This is a genomic window from Viridibacillus sp. NPDC096237 (genome assembly GCF_050278625.1).
Classification (GTDB): domain Bacteria; phylum Bacillota; class Bacilli; order Bacillales_A; family Planococcaceae; genus Viridibacillus.
In genome coordinates, this window is record NZ_JBNNTI010000020.1 from 30,307 (window position 1) to 46,033 (window position 15,727).

Genomic DNA, 15,727 nt, shown 5'->3' on the forward strand with positions numbered 1-15,727 from the left:
ACCACTTTCAATCTTCAAGTGTTTTATACACTAATACCATAATAAAGCACCGCTCTTTCAACGTCAATTAAGCCCTTTCATTGAGATTAAAATATCTTTATTTATAGTCACCCCCTCCCCTCTCGTGATTTTTTTTAGAAATACGTTTCCTGTAATCATCAAGTACTTTTCATTTCTTATTTTTCTTGAGTAAATGAAAGGATTATTTATGCTAATGCCGAAAATATATTTCACAACGAATTATAGGAGGCTACAATGACTAATTTAAGTTCGCATATTGCCACCCTTGAAATACCCGTCACTTATCTAGCAAAATCAATTGCGTTCTACACTGATATTCTAGCTGCTGAAGTGCAGTTTAAAAATGAAAAAACGGCAGGCAAAAGGAGTGCCAACAATATTCTTAGTTGAAACAGAAGCAATTGGAGGATTATCATTTAAAAATACGAATAACGAGATTGTTCATAGCGTAATGGACTTTTATACTCCTTCCTTAACAGAATTACATGAGTGGCTTAAAGGAAAACAGGTTGAAGTAGACACTTTAAATTTACAAGGTGAATTAGGCTGTTTTGGATTTAAAGATCCAGATGGAAATAGGTTAAGCGCCTGCAATATCCTCCATCCAGAACAGTAAATAAAAAAGACCAATTACAAAGAGTGGTCTCAGCTTACCGACAAAAGGCAGTTGGTTTAACTCATTCCAACTGCCTCTAATTGGTTTCGTTCATGATTTTGGTTTCTCATCATCATTTTCCATAATATTATTCTTACCTTTTAATTATAAAAGTGAATGAGTAAATAGAAAAGTAGAAAGCAATAAATTTATTGGTTTGGAGAAGCGTCCGCTTGACTCCTGCGGGAAAAGTGAGAAAGACGAGACTCTACAAGAGCGTAGCGACGAAGCGGCTCGGCGCTCGCCAGCGGTAAGCTTCGGAAAACCTGATCTAACCTGTATAAAAAAACTGTAGAAAACTCGTTATTTTCGAGTTTGTCCATAGTCTGAGACTACTTACAAAATTTTATTAAAAGTCAATAATCAATCTACAAATAACTAAATAGAAAGCAATTTAATAAGATGATGTTGCACATTTAATGTTCAATCTAAGGCAGAATCATAAAGATTCTCCCTTTTGTTATAATTCGGTGATTCATCATTAGTTTGATTGAGCATCCTGTTTTCCCAGGTGTAGCTTTTGAATAATTAATTTTGATAATATATAAAAAAGTCTGAACGTTTATACTCCTGAAGAATCTTATAACAGATACCCATCAATTGATTTAACATCAGAGAAATATTATTTAGTACCATTTGGGCACTCAACAAATCCCCATACAACTGAGCCAGGTAATGCACCAGAACAATCTATACTAATCTACCCGTAATATTTTGAGATAATGTAACTTTATTATCCATTAAAAGGCGCTTTAATGAAGTAATGAAAAAGCTCAATTTTTCTATTAAAATTTAGGGAGAAGTTGGACTTTTTAGTATTGGATTTCCTTATCGGTGTGAATCCGCATTTTCCAGGCGGTACTCCTTATTGCGTATAAGGCTACTGCCGACATTTAATCGCTAAGCCCCGTCCTTACTTCATTTGTTCCCCATTTATTATCAAAAATCAATCGATTTAGTTGTTCACGTTTTTCCCAGTTGTGTATTTCAAGCAAGGGTCGATCTGGATAATTATCTGTATACCCAATAGAAATTAATGCTATGGGATCAATATGATATGGAATCTCAAGAATTTTTCTTACATCGGACTTTTTATAAAAACTTACCCATCCCATAGCTAACCCTTCTGCGTAAGCAGCAAGCCACATATTTTGAATCGCACAACTAACAGACATCAGATCAGTTTCCGGAATAGAGTTTCTCCCCAATACATGATCCCCCCCGCTAAAAGGATTGCAAGTTACACATATAGTAACAGGAGCTTCAATAATACCGGCAATTTTTAGATCAAGAAACTTCAACTCACGATCTGTATCTTCATAATGTATGGCTAATGCTCGTCTTTCTTTTTCAACGATTTTTGCAAGTTCTTTCTTAATCTCATCATTTTTTATAATAATAAAATTCCATGGTTGCATAAAACCAACTGATGGAGCATGGTGAGCTGCCTCTAATAAATTATATAATTTATCATCAGGTATAGGGATATTTAAAAAGGACCTTATATCTCTCCTATTAAAAATGGTCTTATATACTCCGTTTCGCTCTTCTTTAGTTAATTGATACAAAACTACCCCTCCAAATTTATTAAAATTACCATTTTTTTACAATGACTAGGTCAAATCTTAGGATTTTCTTACAGCTATACTTATTTTATATCCCTTTTGAGTAAATCACCTTATCAATTCTCCCTATACAATCATGGTAGTAATGCGTTAAAGGTAAAAATGGCTGATTTCCTTTGAATACAAGTAACTGATATTTACTTTCGATATGTTTTGGGTAGTATTCATACCCATACATTTATTTACACCTCACAGAATAGAACGTTTGTTCAATTTTAACTTTTTCACTGTTTATTGTAAATATTTTATCATTTATTAAATCAATAGAAATGAAATCAAAATAAAAAAACGTACACCACTAAATTGATTTTAGTAATGTACATTTTTATAATATGTGCAACATTATAAAAAAGTTATGATAATGAACTATCATACACATTTACTTGTCTTTAATATTACAGAGTAAGTGGTCTCAGCTTAGATTTTCCGAAACTTACCCCTCGCTTTCCGCGGGTGAGCAGACGCTTCTTCAAACCAATAAACATTTATTACGAGTGGCTATTTTTATGCCACAGTTTCTTCCTATAATAGTACCGATAACAAACTTATCACTCCCACAACAGGTAATAAAGCTATCCACATCCATTCCACTAACGCTACATCTTCAGGTGCAATATCCTCATCAACGAAACAATAGTAAATACTCAACAAAATCTTCATGTCCATACACCCCTATGGTTTAGATTTTCCAAGCCTCATCCATTATTGATTTCACTTTGATACTTCTACTCACACGCTTGATGGCTGTATAGATGACTGATTCTAAGCACTCAACCTTCCCTCGCTTATACGCACACATAACACTTAAATGATACGAAGATATAAAAAAGAGTGAGAGCCACTAATCGCCTATCACTCTTTTTCATTGTTCTAATCCAAGTCTTTTCTTAACTTCATCGTTTACTTGATTCCTAAGTAAATACAGAATAACGCAACTCCTGATTATTCCCTTTAGATCTAATAAAATATTCATCAATCTTTTTTGTTTCTTCCATAACCTTTAAGCCGTGCATTCCTAGCGTTCGGTTCACATCTCTTAAATCTTTGTGTAATTTTCTTAACTCTTCATCTATCCATAATTCAAATGCAAAGTGTGATTTTAACTGGCTCATATACTTTTTATTTCGTTCTAATGTACGCATTGTAAGCTCTAAAATTATCGCTTTATGAACATGGATTTGTTGGTCATGCTTTATCATACAACTTCATTCTCTCTACGCAATACAGGAACAACTGCAAGAACAGTATCAATAATAAAAATGCGTTTGGCACTCTTCCCGAAACAATAAGCCTGAAACAAATCAGATGTCATCTTAATGATTTTCACACGCCTTTTAGTTACCTCTCCACCTTTCGACATATACATTAAATCAATTACCTGATTGCGTTGCATGGCTTTTAATAGCTGTTCTTTCACGGTTTTTCCTCCCTAAAAATAGAACGTTAGTTCGTTTTATTATAAGGAACATTTGTTCTTATTTCAAGAAAAAAAATAACTACCGCTATTTGTGGTCTTTTTCATCCTCATTTTTAAAATCAATTATATCCCGTATATCCTCTAATTCAAATGCAGCTGCCATTTTGGATAATGCTTGTTTTTGGAACACGTTCTATTTTATTGTTCGCTAAAACAGAAATAGTTCTCTGAGTATATTCAATTAAATACAGAATTTTTTTAAATAAAAACAAAAATGTTTTCCTTTTCTCCTAATATATGTTATTGTGAATACATGGTAAAATTTTGTTTATATGGCATAATTTTACTAATAAAAAAAAGGGAGTTGTAAAATATGAAAAAATTAGTAATTGTACCTTTAGCTGCTTTAACATTAGGTTTTGGATTTTTAGGTGATATTGCAAGTGCTAGTGAATCTCACAATACTACCCCTGTTAAAATGAAACTGGCTAGCGTTGATACACTAATTGATGAGCAAGAATCTACTTATGATGGACATTACAATAGTTCATTTTATGTATCTTATGGTCGTGATGTGAGAGTATATGTAAAAAACAATGGAGACATACCCATTACTGTTACATTGACTAATGAAAATGGAAAGCAAATATTTAAACAAGTAATACAAGGTAAAGGTCAGAAAGAATTTCCTGAAAAATACTTTACCGAAGGTGAATATTATTACAGCATCGATGGAAAAGGTGCTGACACTGACTTCCGATTTAGAGCAGTAGGATTGTAAAAAAATTAGAATGTCGATAAAAAAGAACCCTATACACCAACGGTTTTGCACTGATGCACTGACCTAAAAATATGAGACAAATAAAAACACCTTTCGTTGAAAAAACGGGTATCCTACCTTTAAAAACAACGTGGAGGTGTTTTTTCTATGGGGACAAGAGTCAGTTATCCAGTAGAAACGAAAATGAAGGCAATTGAAATGAGATTAGCTGGGATTCCAGTAAAACAAGTATTAGAAGTGTTGAATATTCGTAATCACAGTCACAAATACTGAATTTCAAACACAATTATCTTAAAACTCCCTTTCTAATTCAATAGATAAAGGGAGTTTTACTATATTACATTTTTTCCTTTGATATATCGATATATCTTCATTTTACTCACATCTATATCCCCTTTCAATGGATTAAGCATCTCATTCTTATCATTTCCAAACATTCCCTCACATTGACATATATCAAATAGTAATAGTTATACAGAGGTGTCTCAAAAAAACTTCTGGATTGGTGAAGTGGATATACAATTTATAGTTAATCCGTGACATAATGTGTGTCTAAATGTATATGGACTATCATATTTTATAAATTGTTAAAACTGAAACTCACAAATCTATACCTAAATCCAAATACTGTTTTGTAACCTCTAAATTCGAGTGTTCAAGAGCTTTAGAGATTAAAGCTATATTTCTCCCTTATTAAGTAAACTCTTTGTATACGCCCTTCTAAGTGCATATGCATTGATGTTCTTCAAGCTGCTTCTGCATGTATTGACCATAAACCTACATCCATAGTCTTTACTGTCTTTCTATTATTTTTACTACTTTTACACATCGTAATAACTTTGTTTTTCTTGAACCTCTAGAGAATTCAAAGCGTCACTAAACAATTTAATTTAATATTAATTATGAAAGGTTTGATTAAAACTCCATATGGATTGCTATACAACTCAAAGAAGAGCCCCAATTGGCAAGTTATCAACTATTAAAGCCTACTAAAACAGACAAACCACGTATTAAATTAATATCGGAATTTAGGTATGATGAATCTGGTAAACGATTGCGTAAAACAAAAACCGTTACTTTAAAGCAGTGGAATGGGGATATATTGAGGAAAATCCATGTAGTAAGGCAACCAAGCCGAAACGGATTAGTCGTAACACGGTTAATTATTATAATGAAGCGCAGATGAAGCAGTTGTTGGAGATTATTCCTCTACTTCACATTAAACACCAATTACCGATTAAAATTGCTCTGTTTTGTGGGTTACGGATGAGTGAAATTGCTGGCAATTGCTGGCTTACGTTTTGAGAGTGTTGACTTCACACATCATTCCATTTACGTCGGTAGAACACTTCAATATGACAAAGAAGACAAACGCTTATTCCTCGATACAACAAAAACGGGTGAAAATCGTGTTGAATACACCGCAGAGCCTTATTGAAGAGTTAAAAGTATATATGGAGGAGAAACAGAAGAAGCTGTCTAAAATCGGTAAGAAGTTCAATCCGATACTTGATGATAATGGTCGTCCTATCTATCTAAACCATCCAGACCGCATGAGTAGACAGTGGTTAGACGTCGTAAAAAAATATGATTTACCGTACATTACGTTTCATGGTTTACGTCATACGTGTGCGTCTTATATGCTTGCGAATAATGTAAATATCAAAGTTATCCAGGAGCAGCTAGGACACAAAAATATACGTGAAACTCTTGATACGTATTCCCATATTGATGTATCTCAAAAAGAACAAGCAACACAATTATTTAAATGAATTAAACAAATAAAAAAGTGACCACCTTTTTTGAAAATGGTCACTTTTGGTCACTTGTTAAAAATTGCAAACTCATAAACCCTTGCTACGACTAGTCTTGAATCGCTGCTTCTAATGCAACAATCATCATATCGTTAAATGTTAATTGACGTTCTTCAGATGATGTTACTTCACCAGTAATGATATGATCACTTACTGTTAGGATTGAAAGCGCTTGACGGCCATATTTTGCTGCTAAAGTGTAAAGTGCTGCTGATTCCATTTCAACTGCTAAAACACCATAACGAGCTAATTTTTCATTTTGATTTTCTTCACTATAGAACATATCTGCAGTAAAGATGTTACCCACTTTTAAATTCAGACCCGCTTCTTTTCCAGCATTATATGCTTTTAAAAGTAAATCGAAATCAGCTGTAGGCGCATAGTCTAAACCATTGAAGATAATTTCGTTCATTTTTGAATCAGTAGAAGCACTTTGAGCAATAATAACGTCGCGTACTTTAACATCTTTTTGAATTGCTCCACATGTACCTACACGGATTAGTTTTTGTACACCGTATTCTTGCATTAATTCGTTTACATAAATAGAAATTGATGGCACACCCATACCTGTACCTTGTACAGATACACGTTTACCTTTATATGTACCTGTGAACCCTAACATATTACGTACTTCGTTATAGCATGTAACATCTTCTAGATAAGTTTCTGCAATGTATTTTGCACGTAATGGATCTCCAGGAAGTAGAACGATTTCTGCGATATCACCTTGTTTGGCATTAATATGAATACTCATTAGTATCACTCTTTTCATTAGTATAGTTATTCATCATATTTCTATAAAACAGCTATGATGCTACAAGCATTGTACCAAGAAAGTCTGACCTCTGACAAATGATATCTTAAATAAGTTTAAAAATTTATATTAATTAATTTACCCCATTGTTGCTTAATAATAACTTAAATTAGTTATATTTTAATTCGTATAAATACCAAAGTTCATCAAAAACACGTGCGCTCATTTCGTCATCTGCTTTTTCTTCGATGTATTTCGAAAGCATATGGAAATCTGTTGATTGTTTAGGAAAACCATGATCTTGAAAAGCTGCTTCTGCAAACGTAGCTTTCTCATCATGTTTTTCACCACCACGAAATGTTTGAACATAACTGTAGAACGAATGATTCATAAATATCTCCCTCCTAGTAGTTACTTAGTCATGATTTATTTTTCAAAAAGTATAGAATATTCTTTCATAAAGAAGTAAAATGAACAGTATTCAATAGAAATATGGAAAGTGGGTGACAGATTGGTAAAAAAATTCAAAATTAATGCGCAAAACGTAAGGGAAAGTAATGATCAAAGCCCTAATAAGTCATCAGTTTCAATGGCTTCATTTTTCAGAAAGAAAAAGAAGCAAAATAACATTGAAGTTCAAGGACCTATTCAATCAAACTTTTTCCAAATGATTCGCGGCCGCATCATTACTAACTTCTTGATACTCATCATTATTCTATCAGCAATGCTTGTTGTTTCCTATTCAAATATGTCTAACCTTCAAAACGAATTAAAGGTTTTTACAGGGAAGCATCTTGCAGAACAGATGAAAGTAAATAGTTTAGCTGCTGATATTGCGAAATTATCTAACTCTGAACAAAGTTATATTATAACGGGAAAAGATAATTTCCTAAGACAATATAGTCAGGATAAAAACCATATTGAATCCAATTTATTAGAACTTCAAAAAATATTCGCTGACCGAAAAGAAGAGTTAGATCGAATTACTTCCATCGACCAATTTTATAACAATTATATTCAGTATTCGAAACGATTGATTGACACTCGCCAAAATTCAGGTCTTGAAAACGCGCAAAAACTCGTTCTTGCTGGAAATGGCAAGACGGCCATGGGTTATATAGATGTGCATATTGAAATGATTAATGACATGCTAATAAAGAAAAGTAATGAACAAATCAAATCACTTGAAAAACAGACGGAAATTGCAATGATAATATTCTTAATTTTAACAATATCGTCTATTATTTTAACTATTGTAACGGGTACCATTTTGTTCCGTTCAATTAAACGTAACACATTAGCTATTAATAGATCTATTCTGGATATTGCTCAAGCAAACGGGGACTTGACTAAACGAGTAAAAGTAAAAACAAAAGATGAATTTGCTGAAATCGCCAATAGTACAAATGTGTTAATCACATCCATCTCTTCATTAGTCAAACGCGTGAGTACACTTGCTGAAAGTGTATCTGCTAGTGGGCAACAATTAATGGCTTCAGCCGATGAAAATTCGAATATTATCCAATCAATTGCCGATACAACAGGTGAAATCGCTGAAGGTAGCGAGCAAACGATGCTACGTATGAATAACGCCGTTCAAAAGATGAATTTGTTAGAAGAAGCTGCACGTTACTTAAGTACAGATGCTGAACATGTGAAAACAGCAACTGATCAAATGAAGATTGCTGCTGAACTTGGTGAAAAAAGCGTAGAACAGTCTTCAAAAGTGATGATGTTGATAGAAGAAACTATGGCTAATACAACAGAAACTGTTGAAGCACTAGGTAAAAAATCATCCGATATTACTTCCATTATTCGTACAATTACTGATATCTCAGAACTAACAAACTTACTGGCCCTTAATGCAGCCATCGAAGCAGCTCGTGCTGGTGAACATGGTAAAGGATTCGCTGTCGTAGCAGATGAGGTTCGAAAGCTAGCTGAGCAATCTCAAAAAGCCGCACTGGAAGTAACGGGGATCGTTTCATCAATTCAATCAGAAGTACAAGCTATTATCACACAAAATCATGATGGTGTACAAAATGTGATACACGGTGTTGAAGTGACAAATGAAACAAATGCTTCTTTAGATAAAATTATTAAACAAACAAACGATACTGTAGCGATTATTAACAAAATGGTCATTCAAATTGAGCAAACTTTAAGCTATAGCCAAGAAGTGGCTGCCTCCTTTATAGAAGTAAATCAGATTGCAGAAAATACAGCAATGAGCACAGAGCGTTCCGCAGCTTCTGCAGAAGAAGGCTCTGCATCAATGCAAGAAATTACAGCTTCAGCAGTTGAACTATCCAATCAAGCTGACGAATTACGAAAAGTGGTTGGGGAATTCAAAGTATAACTTTTTCACTAAATGACTTGCAATTTCTATTGAGATTGCAAGTTTTTTTATTCCGCTCATTAATTTATATGTATTAGAAATTCCTTCGTTCATAATGTTATTACCCCAATCCTCCCTTCTTAAGACAACATTTCATGTGATAACAATGATTACACTGGGATGTTAGTCGTATATAAAAAAATGGCAGGAGACATGACATCATCTCTCGTCCATTTACATATTAACAAATTCGGCATACGTTTTATTACCATGTACTTTGCAGCCATATAGATAACATTTTAAAACATAGTATGGCTCGAAATAAATTCTTGGGCGGTAGCCCTTCAAAATTCGTCCAATCAGTGTATTATATTTTTCTTTTGTATGTTGTAAGTCCATATTGGATTCTTCGAGATTTTCCTCTATCAACGCTTTATCTATTGCTCTTACACTACTTTTTACAATTTCATCAGCAGTTTCTGTTTTCATCTGGTCTATAATATCTGACGCTTCTTCTACTCTACCTAATTGAATAAGCGCATAAACATAATGTTCTACCCAATCATACGATCTAACAATTTCTCTCCATCCTATTTCAAACAAAGGAATTGCTTCTTCAAAGTAGTTAATTTGCGCATAAAGTTCAGCAACATTTACTTCACCCATATAATTTTCATCATCTGCATTAACTTTTTTAAGCGTATTAAGTACAGAATCGTAATCATCTAAATATAAGTAAGAAACCATTTCCGCATATTTTAAAAAATCGCCATCAGTTGCAGATTTTTTATAATGTTCTGCTGCTTTTTCAAAATTGTCCATGTTAAAATATGCTGCTGCTAAATTCCCATGAACTACTTCAGTATCTTCCATTTTTAAAGCATATTCTAAAATTCTGATTGCTGAAATATATTTTTCCATTCGCAAATAAATTTCACCTAGTAAAGCAAAAGGAAAATAATGTTTTGGTTGTTGTTCTATTGCTTCAGCTAAGAGCGGTAAAGCTTTGTAATATTCTTCAGCGTCTTTAATATAAAAACATGCTAAGTTATGGAGCGATTGTATATCTCTTTTTTCTATTACTGCTTGCTCTAGCATCATTTGAGCTTCTTCAAATTTAAATTCTTGTAATAACTGATTAACAGCTATGTCATTTAAATTCATCTCGTCACCTTCCAATTCAACTATGCAAATAATAGCATATTCATATAAAAATTGTACCACTTCTCAAAACTTATCAACTTTTCAAATTATACTTGTTTCATAAAAATGTTGATATTCTCATGTTTACATGGTAAAATTTCATTATTATCAACTTTCAAACAATTGAATATACTTACTTATCAAGAGAGATGGAGGGACTTGGCCCGACGATATCTCAGCAACCACCCTATTTGCGGCAAGGTGCTAATTCCAGTAGACGTAGTCTTGTAGATAAGGAGATTGACTTCATATTTTGAAGGCCCTCTTCCTTAGAGGGCCTTTTACTTTTTTAATAAAGGATGATGACATGATGACAAACAACCGTATTGAAACACGCCTAGTTCAGCTTGGTAATAACACTGATCAAAAAACGGGTGCTATTAACACACCGATTTACCTTTCGACAGCCTATAAACATGCGGGTCTTGGACAATCTACTGGCTACGATTATACACGGACAAAAAATCCGACACGCACTGTATTAGAGGAAGCTATAGCTAACTTAGAATCTGGAGACGCTGGCTTTGCCTGTAGTAGTGGGATGGCTGCTATTCAATTAGTATTGTCCCTTTTCAAATCAGGTGATGAGCTTATTTTACCTGAGGATATTTACGGTGGAACTTACCGTTTACTTGCTCAATACCATGAACAATATGCGATTAAACCTCATTATGCGAAATTCTCTTCAACTGAAGAAGTTGAGTCCTACATTAACGACAAAACGCGCGCCATTTTTATTGAGACTCCAACTAACCCTTTAATACAGGAATTTGATATTGAGCTATATGCAAAGCTTGCAAAAAAACATCATTTACTTCTGATTGTTGATAATACCTTCTTAACACCCTACTATCAACGTCCAATAGAGCTAGGTGCTGATATTGTTCTACATAGTGCAACTAAATACATCGGTGGCCATAATGATGTTCTGGCTGGGCTTGTCGTTAGTAAAGGTGAAGAGCTTAGCGAAAAACTATTCACAAATCATAATGCAGCAGGTGCAACACTTGCTCCATTCGACTCATGGTTACTGCTACGAGGATTAAAAACGTTACATCTTCGCATGAAACAACATACGGAAAATGCTAAGCAAATCGCGGCTTATCTAGAACAAGAACCTTTAGTAAAAGACGTTCTGTTTGCTGGTAAAGGCGGCATGATTTCTTTCCGTTTACAAAAAGGTGACTTAGTTGGTAAGTTTTTAGAAAGCTTGAAATTAATCGTCTTCGCTGAAAGCTTGGGCGGTGTGGAAAGCTTTATCACATATCCAACTACACAAACACATGCGGATATTCCAGAAGAAGAACGTATAGCTCGGGGTGTTGATGACTCTTTACTTCGCTTTTCTGTGGGTATTGAAGAAGCAGAAGATTTAATCGCCGATTTACAACAAGTTTTTTCTATCTTAGAAAAAGAGGTGTCATCATATGAGTTCAATTAATGAACAAATCGAAACAAGTTTAATCACCGCTTCTACTCGTGGTAATTACGAGCAAAAAACTGGTGCAGTAAATGTTCCAATATACTTATCATCTACATTTGATCAGGAACATTTCGATTCTTTTGGTCCGTATGATTATAGTCGTTCTGGCAATCCAACTCGTGATGCTTTAGAGAAGACAATTGCTGAACTTGAAGGTGGTACTCGTGGATTTGCATTCTCTTCAGGAATTGCAGCCATTGCTTCCGCCTTTATGATCTTAGAAGCCGGCGACCATATTGTTGTGACATCTGAAGTATACGGTGGAACATACCGTTTCGTAACACAAGTGTTAACAAAGTTTGGAATTGAACATACATTTGCTGATTTCTCTGAATTAGCATCAGTTGAAGCAGCTATACGTCCAAATACAAAGGTATTATATATAGAAACACCAGCTAATCCCCTTTTAGGTATTACTGATATAGAAAGTGTTGTGGCTATTGCAAAGGCAAATGGTGCTCTAACGTTTTTAGATAACACTTTTATGACACCTTTATATCAACGTCCATTAGATCTTGGTGTGGATGTTGTATTACACAGTGCAACTAAGTTTTTAGGGGGGCACAGTGATATTATCGCAGGGCTTGCAGTAACAAAAGACGTAGATCTTGGTAACAGAATCTACTTCATGCAAAACTCATTCGGTGCTATTTTAGGTGCGCAAGATTCCTTCTCTTTAATTCAAGGTATCAAAACGTTAAATGCCCGTTTAACACAATCAACAGCATCCGCATCAAAAATTGCAAATTATTTAGATGCTCATGAACTCGTAGAAGAGGTATATTTCCCAGGCTTAGAATCGCACCCAGGTCATGATATCCATACAAAACAAGCAAAAAATGCTGGTGCCGTATTATCATTTAAACTACCTAATCGTGAAATCACAAAAGCATTTGTTGAACATGTACAAATTCCAATTTTCGCTGTGAGCCTTGGTGGCGTAGAGTCCATCCTTTCCTATCCAGCTACAATGAGCCACGCCGCTATCCCTAAAGAAGAGCGTGAAAAACGTGGTATTACAGATGGACTTTTACGCTTCTCTGTTGGGCTTGAAAATGTTGATGATTTAATCGCAGATTTTGAGCAAGCTTTTGCTAAAGCGATAGAACTTACCGTTGTTGGCAATAAATAAATGATTGCATAAGCCGCTTCACTGAATTGGTGGGGTGGCTTTTTTCTATACTTTTTGAGAGCACTTACACAGATTTATTGATATTTAACCATAAAATTGGTAATTTTATACACCCCTTCCCCTTTCTTCTACATAAAAAAATAACAACCCACAAAAGTGGATTGCCATTAAAATATTTCATTCAAAATATTTTAAATATTCTCCGTAACCCTCTTCATAAAACTTGGCCTTTGGTACAAACTTCAATGCTGCAGAGTTGATACAATAACGTAATCCTGTTGGCTTTGGACCATCTGGGAAGACATGTCCTAAATGTGAATCAGCTTGTCCGCTACGTACTTCTGTGCGACGCATACCAAAGCTTGTGTCGAAGTTTTCTTGTATACTAGCACCTTCTACTGGTTTGCTAAAACTTGGCCAACCACAGCCTGCATTGAATTTGTCTTTTGAGTGGAATAATGGTTCGCCAGATACGATATCTACATATAGACCTTCTTCAAAATGACTGTCGTATTCGTTTTGGAAAGGCGGCTCAGTTCCATGCTCTTGCGTAACATGGTATTGCATCGGTGTTAATGTTTTTAACTTTTCTTCTTTGTTCATGATTTTGTCCCCCAATGCTGTTGTTGGAATGCAGTTCGCCCAGAGCCAACTGAATAGCGCTCGTAATGTGCTGGATTCTTCTTATAGTAGTGTTGATGATAAATTTCTGCTGGGTAGAACGGTTTTTCTGGTAGAATTTGTACAGCAATTGGAGCTTTGAATTTACCTGAGTCTTGTAATGCTTTTTTTGACGCTTCAGCTATTTTATGCTGTTCTACATCATGGTAGAAAATCGCGGTCATATAAGACTGTCCTCGGTCATAAAATTGACCACCTGCATCTGTTGGATCAATTAAAGTCCAGTATAGCTCGACTAACTTTTCATAAGGATAAATCGCTGGATCAAAAGTGATTTGTACAGCTTCAAAATGCCCTGTTGTTTCACTACAAACTTGTTCATAAGTCGGATTTTCAGTATGTCCACCAGTATAACCAGATATTACGGACTCGATGCCCTCTTGCTGATCAAATGGTTTTACCATACACCAAAAGCATCCACCTGCAAATGTTGCTACTGCCATATGCTATTCCTCCTATTCTTGAACGGGAACCGTTACTTCCAGTATAATCTTACCTTCTTTTAAATTAAATTCTTTTGCTTGCATGTGCGAACCTGAAAGTACTGATATCTCTGTTAAACCCATATATACTTCTTCTTTGTTTGGACGAATAACCATCCAAGAAGGTAAATCTACTGAGTCATTTAACAATTTTAATGCCGTACTTGGAGGGATGTTCAACATACCGACTTCTACATTTGTTTGTTTTAATAATAGATTGCCTTCTTCATCAATTATTGGGTCAAACTTCATCGTAATTGGTAACTCCATTCCAAAAACACTGAGCTCACTAACTAAAGAAACTTCTTCATTAATGTACATATGTACAGGGATGGACTTGGCTTTCATTGCGTCCTGAATGTACTTGTTTGCAATTGCTTCAAAATCCGCAGGTGTTGTTTGAACTAATAATTTACTACCTTCAGGCATTGTAGTTGTTTCAGGTATTGGCATATCAGTTGCCGGTTTCGTAATGAAGACAAACAATCCAATAATTACTGATAATATTAAAGTTGCTAAAAAGAAAAAAGCTATTTTCCACTTATTCACCGTCACATCACTCCTTGAAGTCCATTTCTCCATTTGTTAAATTTTTTAAACCGCAAGACTTTATTGTGCCAACTATGCGGTCTGTCATTTCATCGTAGCCTCTAGCATTAGGATGGAAAAAGTCCGTATGATAAACCATATTCTCGTTCGAATCGAATAAATCCTCTACATTTACAAAACATGCATTTTTATCTGCATCTGCAAAATCTTGAATATCTGTATTCCATTCATACATAATCGTATTTAAGTCCGATTTTTCCTTCGTAAAGATGGAAAGAGGATTATAAACGCTGATTAATATAATAGGTGCTGATTTATTTTGTTTTCGGATTAACTCCATAATTTTACCATAACGCTTTTGAAATTCGATACGTTCCGTATCAAATGCTTCTTTATTTAAATTCAACAAATCACGTCTAACAATTTTCATCAAGTCATTTCCACCCATAGTGAGTGTAATAAAGTCAGCTTTTTTTAATTGCTCGTCAATTTTACCGCTCTCAAGTTGTGCTAGGAGCTGATCAGTACGTCGACCTTTTTTTGCTGTATTTTCAACTTCGACGTATTTAACGCCTTCCCACCCAAGCATCTGATCCGATAATCTACCGACATAACCATGCTGATTTAGCTCATCACCAACACCTTCTGTCAAAGAATCGCCTAAAGCAACATAAACGATATCTTTTGGAATGACTTCTTGTGTTACTGGTGTTTTTACTTCCTTGCTGCAAGCACTTAATAAAAGAACTGCAAGCATGAAAATGATTAATTTCTTCAAGTTCCATTTCTTCC

21 protein-coding genes and 1 riboswitch are annotated in these 15,727 nt (G+C 34.6%); of the genes, 10 read left to right on the forward strand and 11 right to left on the reverse strand.

Annotation, left to right across the window (positions count from 1 at the left end; translation table 11 throughout):
• Positions 1-255: 255 nt before the first annotated feature.
• Both ACQKMD_RS12315 and ACQKMD_RS12320 read left to right on the forward strand, forming a co-directional pair.
• Positions 256-411, forward strand: a complete 156-nt coding sequence (locus tag ACQKMD_RS12315) for a hypothetical protein (protein ID WP_427752409.1) — start codon at positions 256-258, stop codon at positions 409-411.
• A complete protein-coding gene (locus ACQKMD_RS12320; protein WP_427752410.1) occupies positions 389-637 on the forward strand; it encodes a hypothetical protein in 249 nt (82 codons plus the stop codon). The genes ACQKMD_RS12315 and ACQKMD_RS12320 overlap by 23 nt, the downstream gene beginning before the upstream one ends.
• Before the next feature lie 932 nt (positions 638-1,569).
• Here the strand turns inward: ACQKMD_RS12320 and bluB are convergent.
• The 4 genes from bluB to ACQKMD_RS12340 form a co-directional block, all read right to left on the reverse strand.
• Complete coding sequence (gene bluB / locus ACQKMD_RS12325; protein WP_427752411.1) at positions 1,570-2,244, reverse strand: 5,6-dimethylbenzimidazole synthase; 675 nt, start codon at positions 2,242-2,244, stop codon at positions 1,570-1,572.
• A gap of 579 nt (positions 2,245-2,823) precedes the next feature.
• The gene (locus tag ACQKMD_RS12330) at positions 2,824-2,961 is read right to left on the reverse strand and encodes a hypothetical protein (RefSeq protein WP_427752412.1); all 138 of its coding nucleotides are present in this window, start codon (positions 2,959-2,961) and stop codon (positions 2,824-2,826) included.
• Between the two features lie 251 nt (positions 2,962-3,212).
• A complete protein-coding gene (locus ACQKMD_RS12335) occupies positions 3,213-3,500 on the reverse strand; it encodes a hypothetical protein (RefSeq protein ID WP_427752413.1) in 288 nt (95 codons plus the stop codon).
• Positions 3,497-3,718, reverse strand: coding sequence for a transcriptional regulator (locus ACQKMD_RS12340; RefSeq protein WP_427752414.1), 222 nt, complete (start codon positions 3,716-3,718; stop codon positions 3,497-3,499). Before ACQKMD_RS12340 ends, ACQKMD_RS12335 begins: the two co-directional genes overlap by 4 nt.
• A gap of 373 nt (positions 3,719-4,091) precedes the next feature.
• Between ACQKMD_RS12340 and ACQKMD_RS12345 the strand changes: the two genes are divergently transcribed.
• From ACQKMD_RS12345 to ACQKMD_RS12365, 5 genes are all read left to right on the forward strand, one after another.
• A complete protein-coding gene (locus tag ACQKMD_RS12345) occupies positions 4,092-4,499 on the forward strand; it encodes a hypothetical protein (protein ID WP_427752415.1) in 408 nt (135 codons plus the stop codon).
• 147 nt (positions 4,500-4,646) lie between these two features.
• Positions 4,647-4,772 carry a hypothetical protein gene (locus ACQKMD_RS12350; protein ID WP_427752470.1) on the forward strand — a complete coding sequence of 42 codons (126 nt, stop codon included), beginning with the start codon at positions 4,647-4,649 and terminating at the stop codon, positions 4,770-4,772.
• A gap of 688 nt (positions 4,773-5,460) precedes the next feature.
• Entirely contained in the window at positions 5,461-5,685 is a 225-nt protein-coding gene (locus ACQKMD_RS12355; RefSeq protein ID WP_427752416.1) for a hypothetical protein, read from the forward strand.
• 84 nt (positions 5,686-5,769) lie between these two features.
• Positions 5,770-5,937: a hypothetical protein gene (locus ACQKMD_RS12360; RefSeq protein ID WP_427752417.1), complete on the forward strand. Its 168-nt coding sequence runs from the start codon at positions 5,770-5,772 to the stop codon at positions 5,935-5,937.
• A complete protein-coding gene (locus tag ACQKMD_RS12365) occupies positions 5,912-6,271 on the forward strand; it encodes a tyrosine-type recombinase/integrase (RefSeq protein WP_427752418.1) in 360 nt (119 codons plus the stop codon). Before ACQKMD_RS12360 ends, ACQKMD_RS12365 begins: the two co-directional genes overlap by 26 nt.
• Before the next feature lie 91 nt (positions 6,272-6,362).
• Here the strand turns inward: ACQKMD_RS12365 and deoD are convergent, their stop codons facing one another.
• The gene (gene deoD, locus ACQKMD_RS12370; RefSeq protein ID WP_427752419.1) at positions 6,363-7,067 is read right to left on the reverse strand and encodes a purine-nucleoside phosphorylase; all 705 of its coding nucleotides are present in this window, start codon (positions 7,065-7,067) and stop codon (positions 6,363-6,365) included.
• A gap of 169 nt (positions 7,068-7,236) precedes the next feature.
• Positions 7,237-7,458: a YozE family protein gene (locus ACQKMD_RS12375; RefSeq protein WP_427752420.1), complete on the reverse strand. Its 222-nt coding sequence runs from the start codon at positions 7,456-7,458 to the stop codon at positions 7,237-7,239.
• A gap of 120 nt (positions 7,459-7,578) precedes the next feature.
• Here ACQKMD_RS12375 and ACQKMD_RS12380 point away from each other — a divergent pair, with 120 nt between their 5' ends.
• Complete coding sequence (locus tag ACQKMD_RS12380) at positions 7,579-9,426, forward strand: methyl-accepting chemotaxis protein (protein WP_427752421.1); 1,848 nt, start codon at positions 7,579-7,581, stop codon at positions 9,424-9,426.
• Positions 9,427-9,639: 213 nt separating this feature from the next.
• Here ACQKMD_RS12380 and ACQKMD_RS12385 read toward each other — a convergent pair whose 3' ends face one another.
• Positions 9,640-10,569: a tetratricopeptide repeat protein gene (locus tag ACQKMD_RS12385; protein WP_427752422.1), complete on the reverse strand. Its 930-nt coding sequence runs from the start codon at positions 10,567-10,569 to the stop codon at positions 9,640-9,642.
• Positions 10,570-10,742: 173 nt separating this feature from the next.
• Positions 10,743-10,846: riboswitch (SAM riboswitch) on the forward strand.
• A gap of 72 nt (positions 10,847-10,918) precedes the next feature.
• On the opposite strand from ACQKMD_RS12385, the gene ACQKMD_RS12390 reads away from it, so the two are divergent.
• Together ACQKMD_RS12390 and ACQKMD_RS12395 are read left to right on the forward strand one after the other, a co-directional pair.
• The gene (locus tag ACQKMD_RS12390; RefSeq protein WP_427752423.1) at positions 10,919-12,049 is read left to right on the forward strand and encodes a methionine biosynthesis PLP-dependent protein; all 1,131 of its coding nucleotides are present in this window, start codon (positions 10,919-10,921) and stop codon (positions 12,047-12,049) included.
• Positions 12,045-13,223 carry an aminotransferase class V-fold PLP-dependent enzyme gene (locus ACQKMD_RS12395; RefSeq protein ID WP_427752464.1) on the forward strand — a complete coding sequence of 393 codons (1,179 nt, stop codon included), beginning with the start codon at positions 12,045-12,047 and terminating at the stop codon, positions 13,221-13,223. Before ACQKMD_RS12390 ends, ACQKMD_RS12395 begins: the two co-directional genes overlap by 5 nt.
• Positions 13,224-13,400: 177 nt before the next feature.
• On the opposite strand, the gene msrB is transcribed toward ACQKMD_RS12395, so the two are convergent.
• The 4 genes from msrB to ACQKMD_RS12415 are packed head-to-tail and all read right to left on the reverse strand — an operon-like array spanning position 13,401 to position 15,713.
• Complete coding sequence (gene msrB / locus ACQKMD_RS12400; protein WP_427752424.1) at positions 13,401-13,826, reverse strand: peptide-methionine (R)-S-oxide reductase MsrB; 426 nt, start codon at positions 13,824-13,826, stop codon at positions 13,401-13,403.
• Complete coding sequence (gene msrA, locus ACQKMD_RS12405; protein WP_427752425.1) at positions 13,823-14,347, reverse strand: peptide-methionine (S)-S-oxide reductase MsrA; 525 nt, start codon at positions 14,345-14,347, stop codon at positions 13,823-13,825. The genes msrB and msrA overlap by 4 nt, the downstream gene beginning before the upstream one ends.
• A 12-nt stretch (positions 14,348-14,359) precedes the next feature.
• Positions 14,360-14,935, reverse strand: a complete 576-nt coding sequence (locus ACQKMD_RS12410) for a YpmS family protein (RefSeq protein ID WP_427752427.1) — start codon at positions 14,933-14,935, stop codon at positions 14,360-14,362.
• A 7-nt stretch (positions 14,936-14,942) separates the two neighbouring features.
• On the reverse strand, positions 14,943-15,713 hold the full coding sequence (locus ACQKMD_RS12415; protein ID WP_427752428.1) for a GDSL-type esterase/lipase family protein: 771 nt from the start codon (positions 15,711-15,713) through the stop codon (positions 14,943-14,945).
• Positions 15,714-15,727: the final 14 nt, after the last annotated feature.

What these genes read in the sequence shown, in the direction of transcription:
- ACQKMD_RS12345 (WP_427752415.1), top strand. Translation starts at nt 4,092, where the DNA reads ATGAAAAAATTAGTAATTGTACCTTTAGCTGCTTTAACATTAGGTTTT.
- ACQKMD_RS12390 (WP_427752423.1), top strand. Translation starts at nt 10,919, where the DNA reads ATGACAAACAACCGTATTGAAACACGCCTAGTTCAGCTTGGTAATAAC.
- ACQKMD_RS12330 (WP_427752412.1), bottom strand. Translation starts at nt 2,961, where the DNA reads ATGAAGATTTTGTTGAGTATTTACTATTGTTTCGTTGATGAGGATATT.
- ACQKMD_RS12315 (WP_427752409.1), top strand. Translation starts at nt 256, where the DNA reads ATGACTAATTTAAGTTCGCATATTGCCACCCTTGAAATACCCGTCACT.
- msrA (WP_427752425.1), bottom strand. Translation starts at nt 14,347, where the DNA reads ATGGCAGTAGCAACATTTGCAGGTGGATGCTTTTGGTGTATGGTAAAA.
- ACQKMD_RS12385 (WP_427752422.1), bottom strand. Translation starts at nt 10,569, where the DNA reads ATGAATTTAAATGACATAGCTGTTAATCAGTTATTACAAGAATTTAAA.
- deoD (WP_427752419.1), bottom strand. Translation starts at nt 7,067, where the DNA reads ATGAGTATTCATATTAATGCCAAACAAGGTGATATCGCAGAAATCGTT.
- ACQKMD_RS12350 (WP_427752470.1), top strand. Translation starts at nt 4,647, where the DNA reads ATGGGGACAAGAGTCAGTTATCCAGTAGAAACGAAAATGAAGGCAATT.
- ACQKMD_RS12335 (WP_427752413.1), bottom strand. Translation starts at nt 3,500, where the DNA reads ATGATAAAGCATGACCAACAAATCCATGTTCATAAAGCGATAATTTTA.
- msrB (WP_427752424.1), bottom strand. Translation starts at nt 13,826, where the DNA reads ATGAACAAAGAAGAAAAGTTAAAAACATTAACACCGATGCAATACCAT.
- ACQKMD_RS12375 (WP_427752420.1), bottom strand. Translation starts at nt 7,458, where the DNA reads ATGAATCATTCGTTCTACAGTTATGTTCAAACATTTCGTGGTGGTGAA.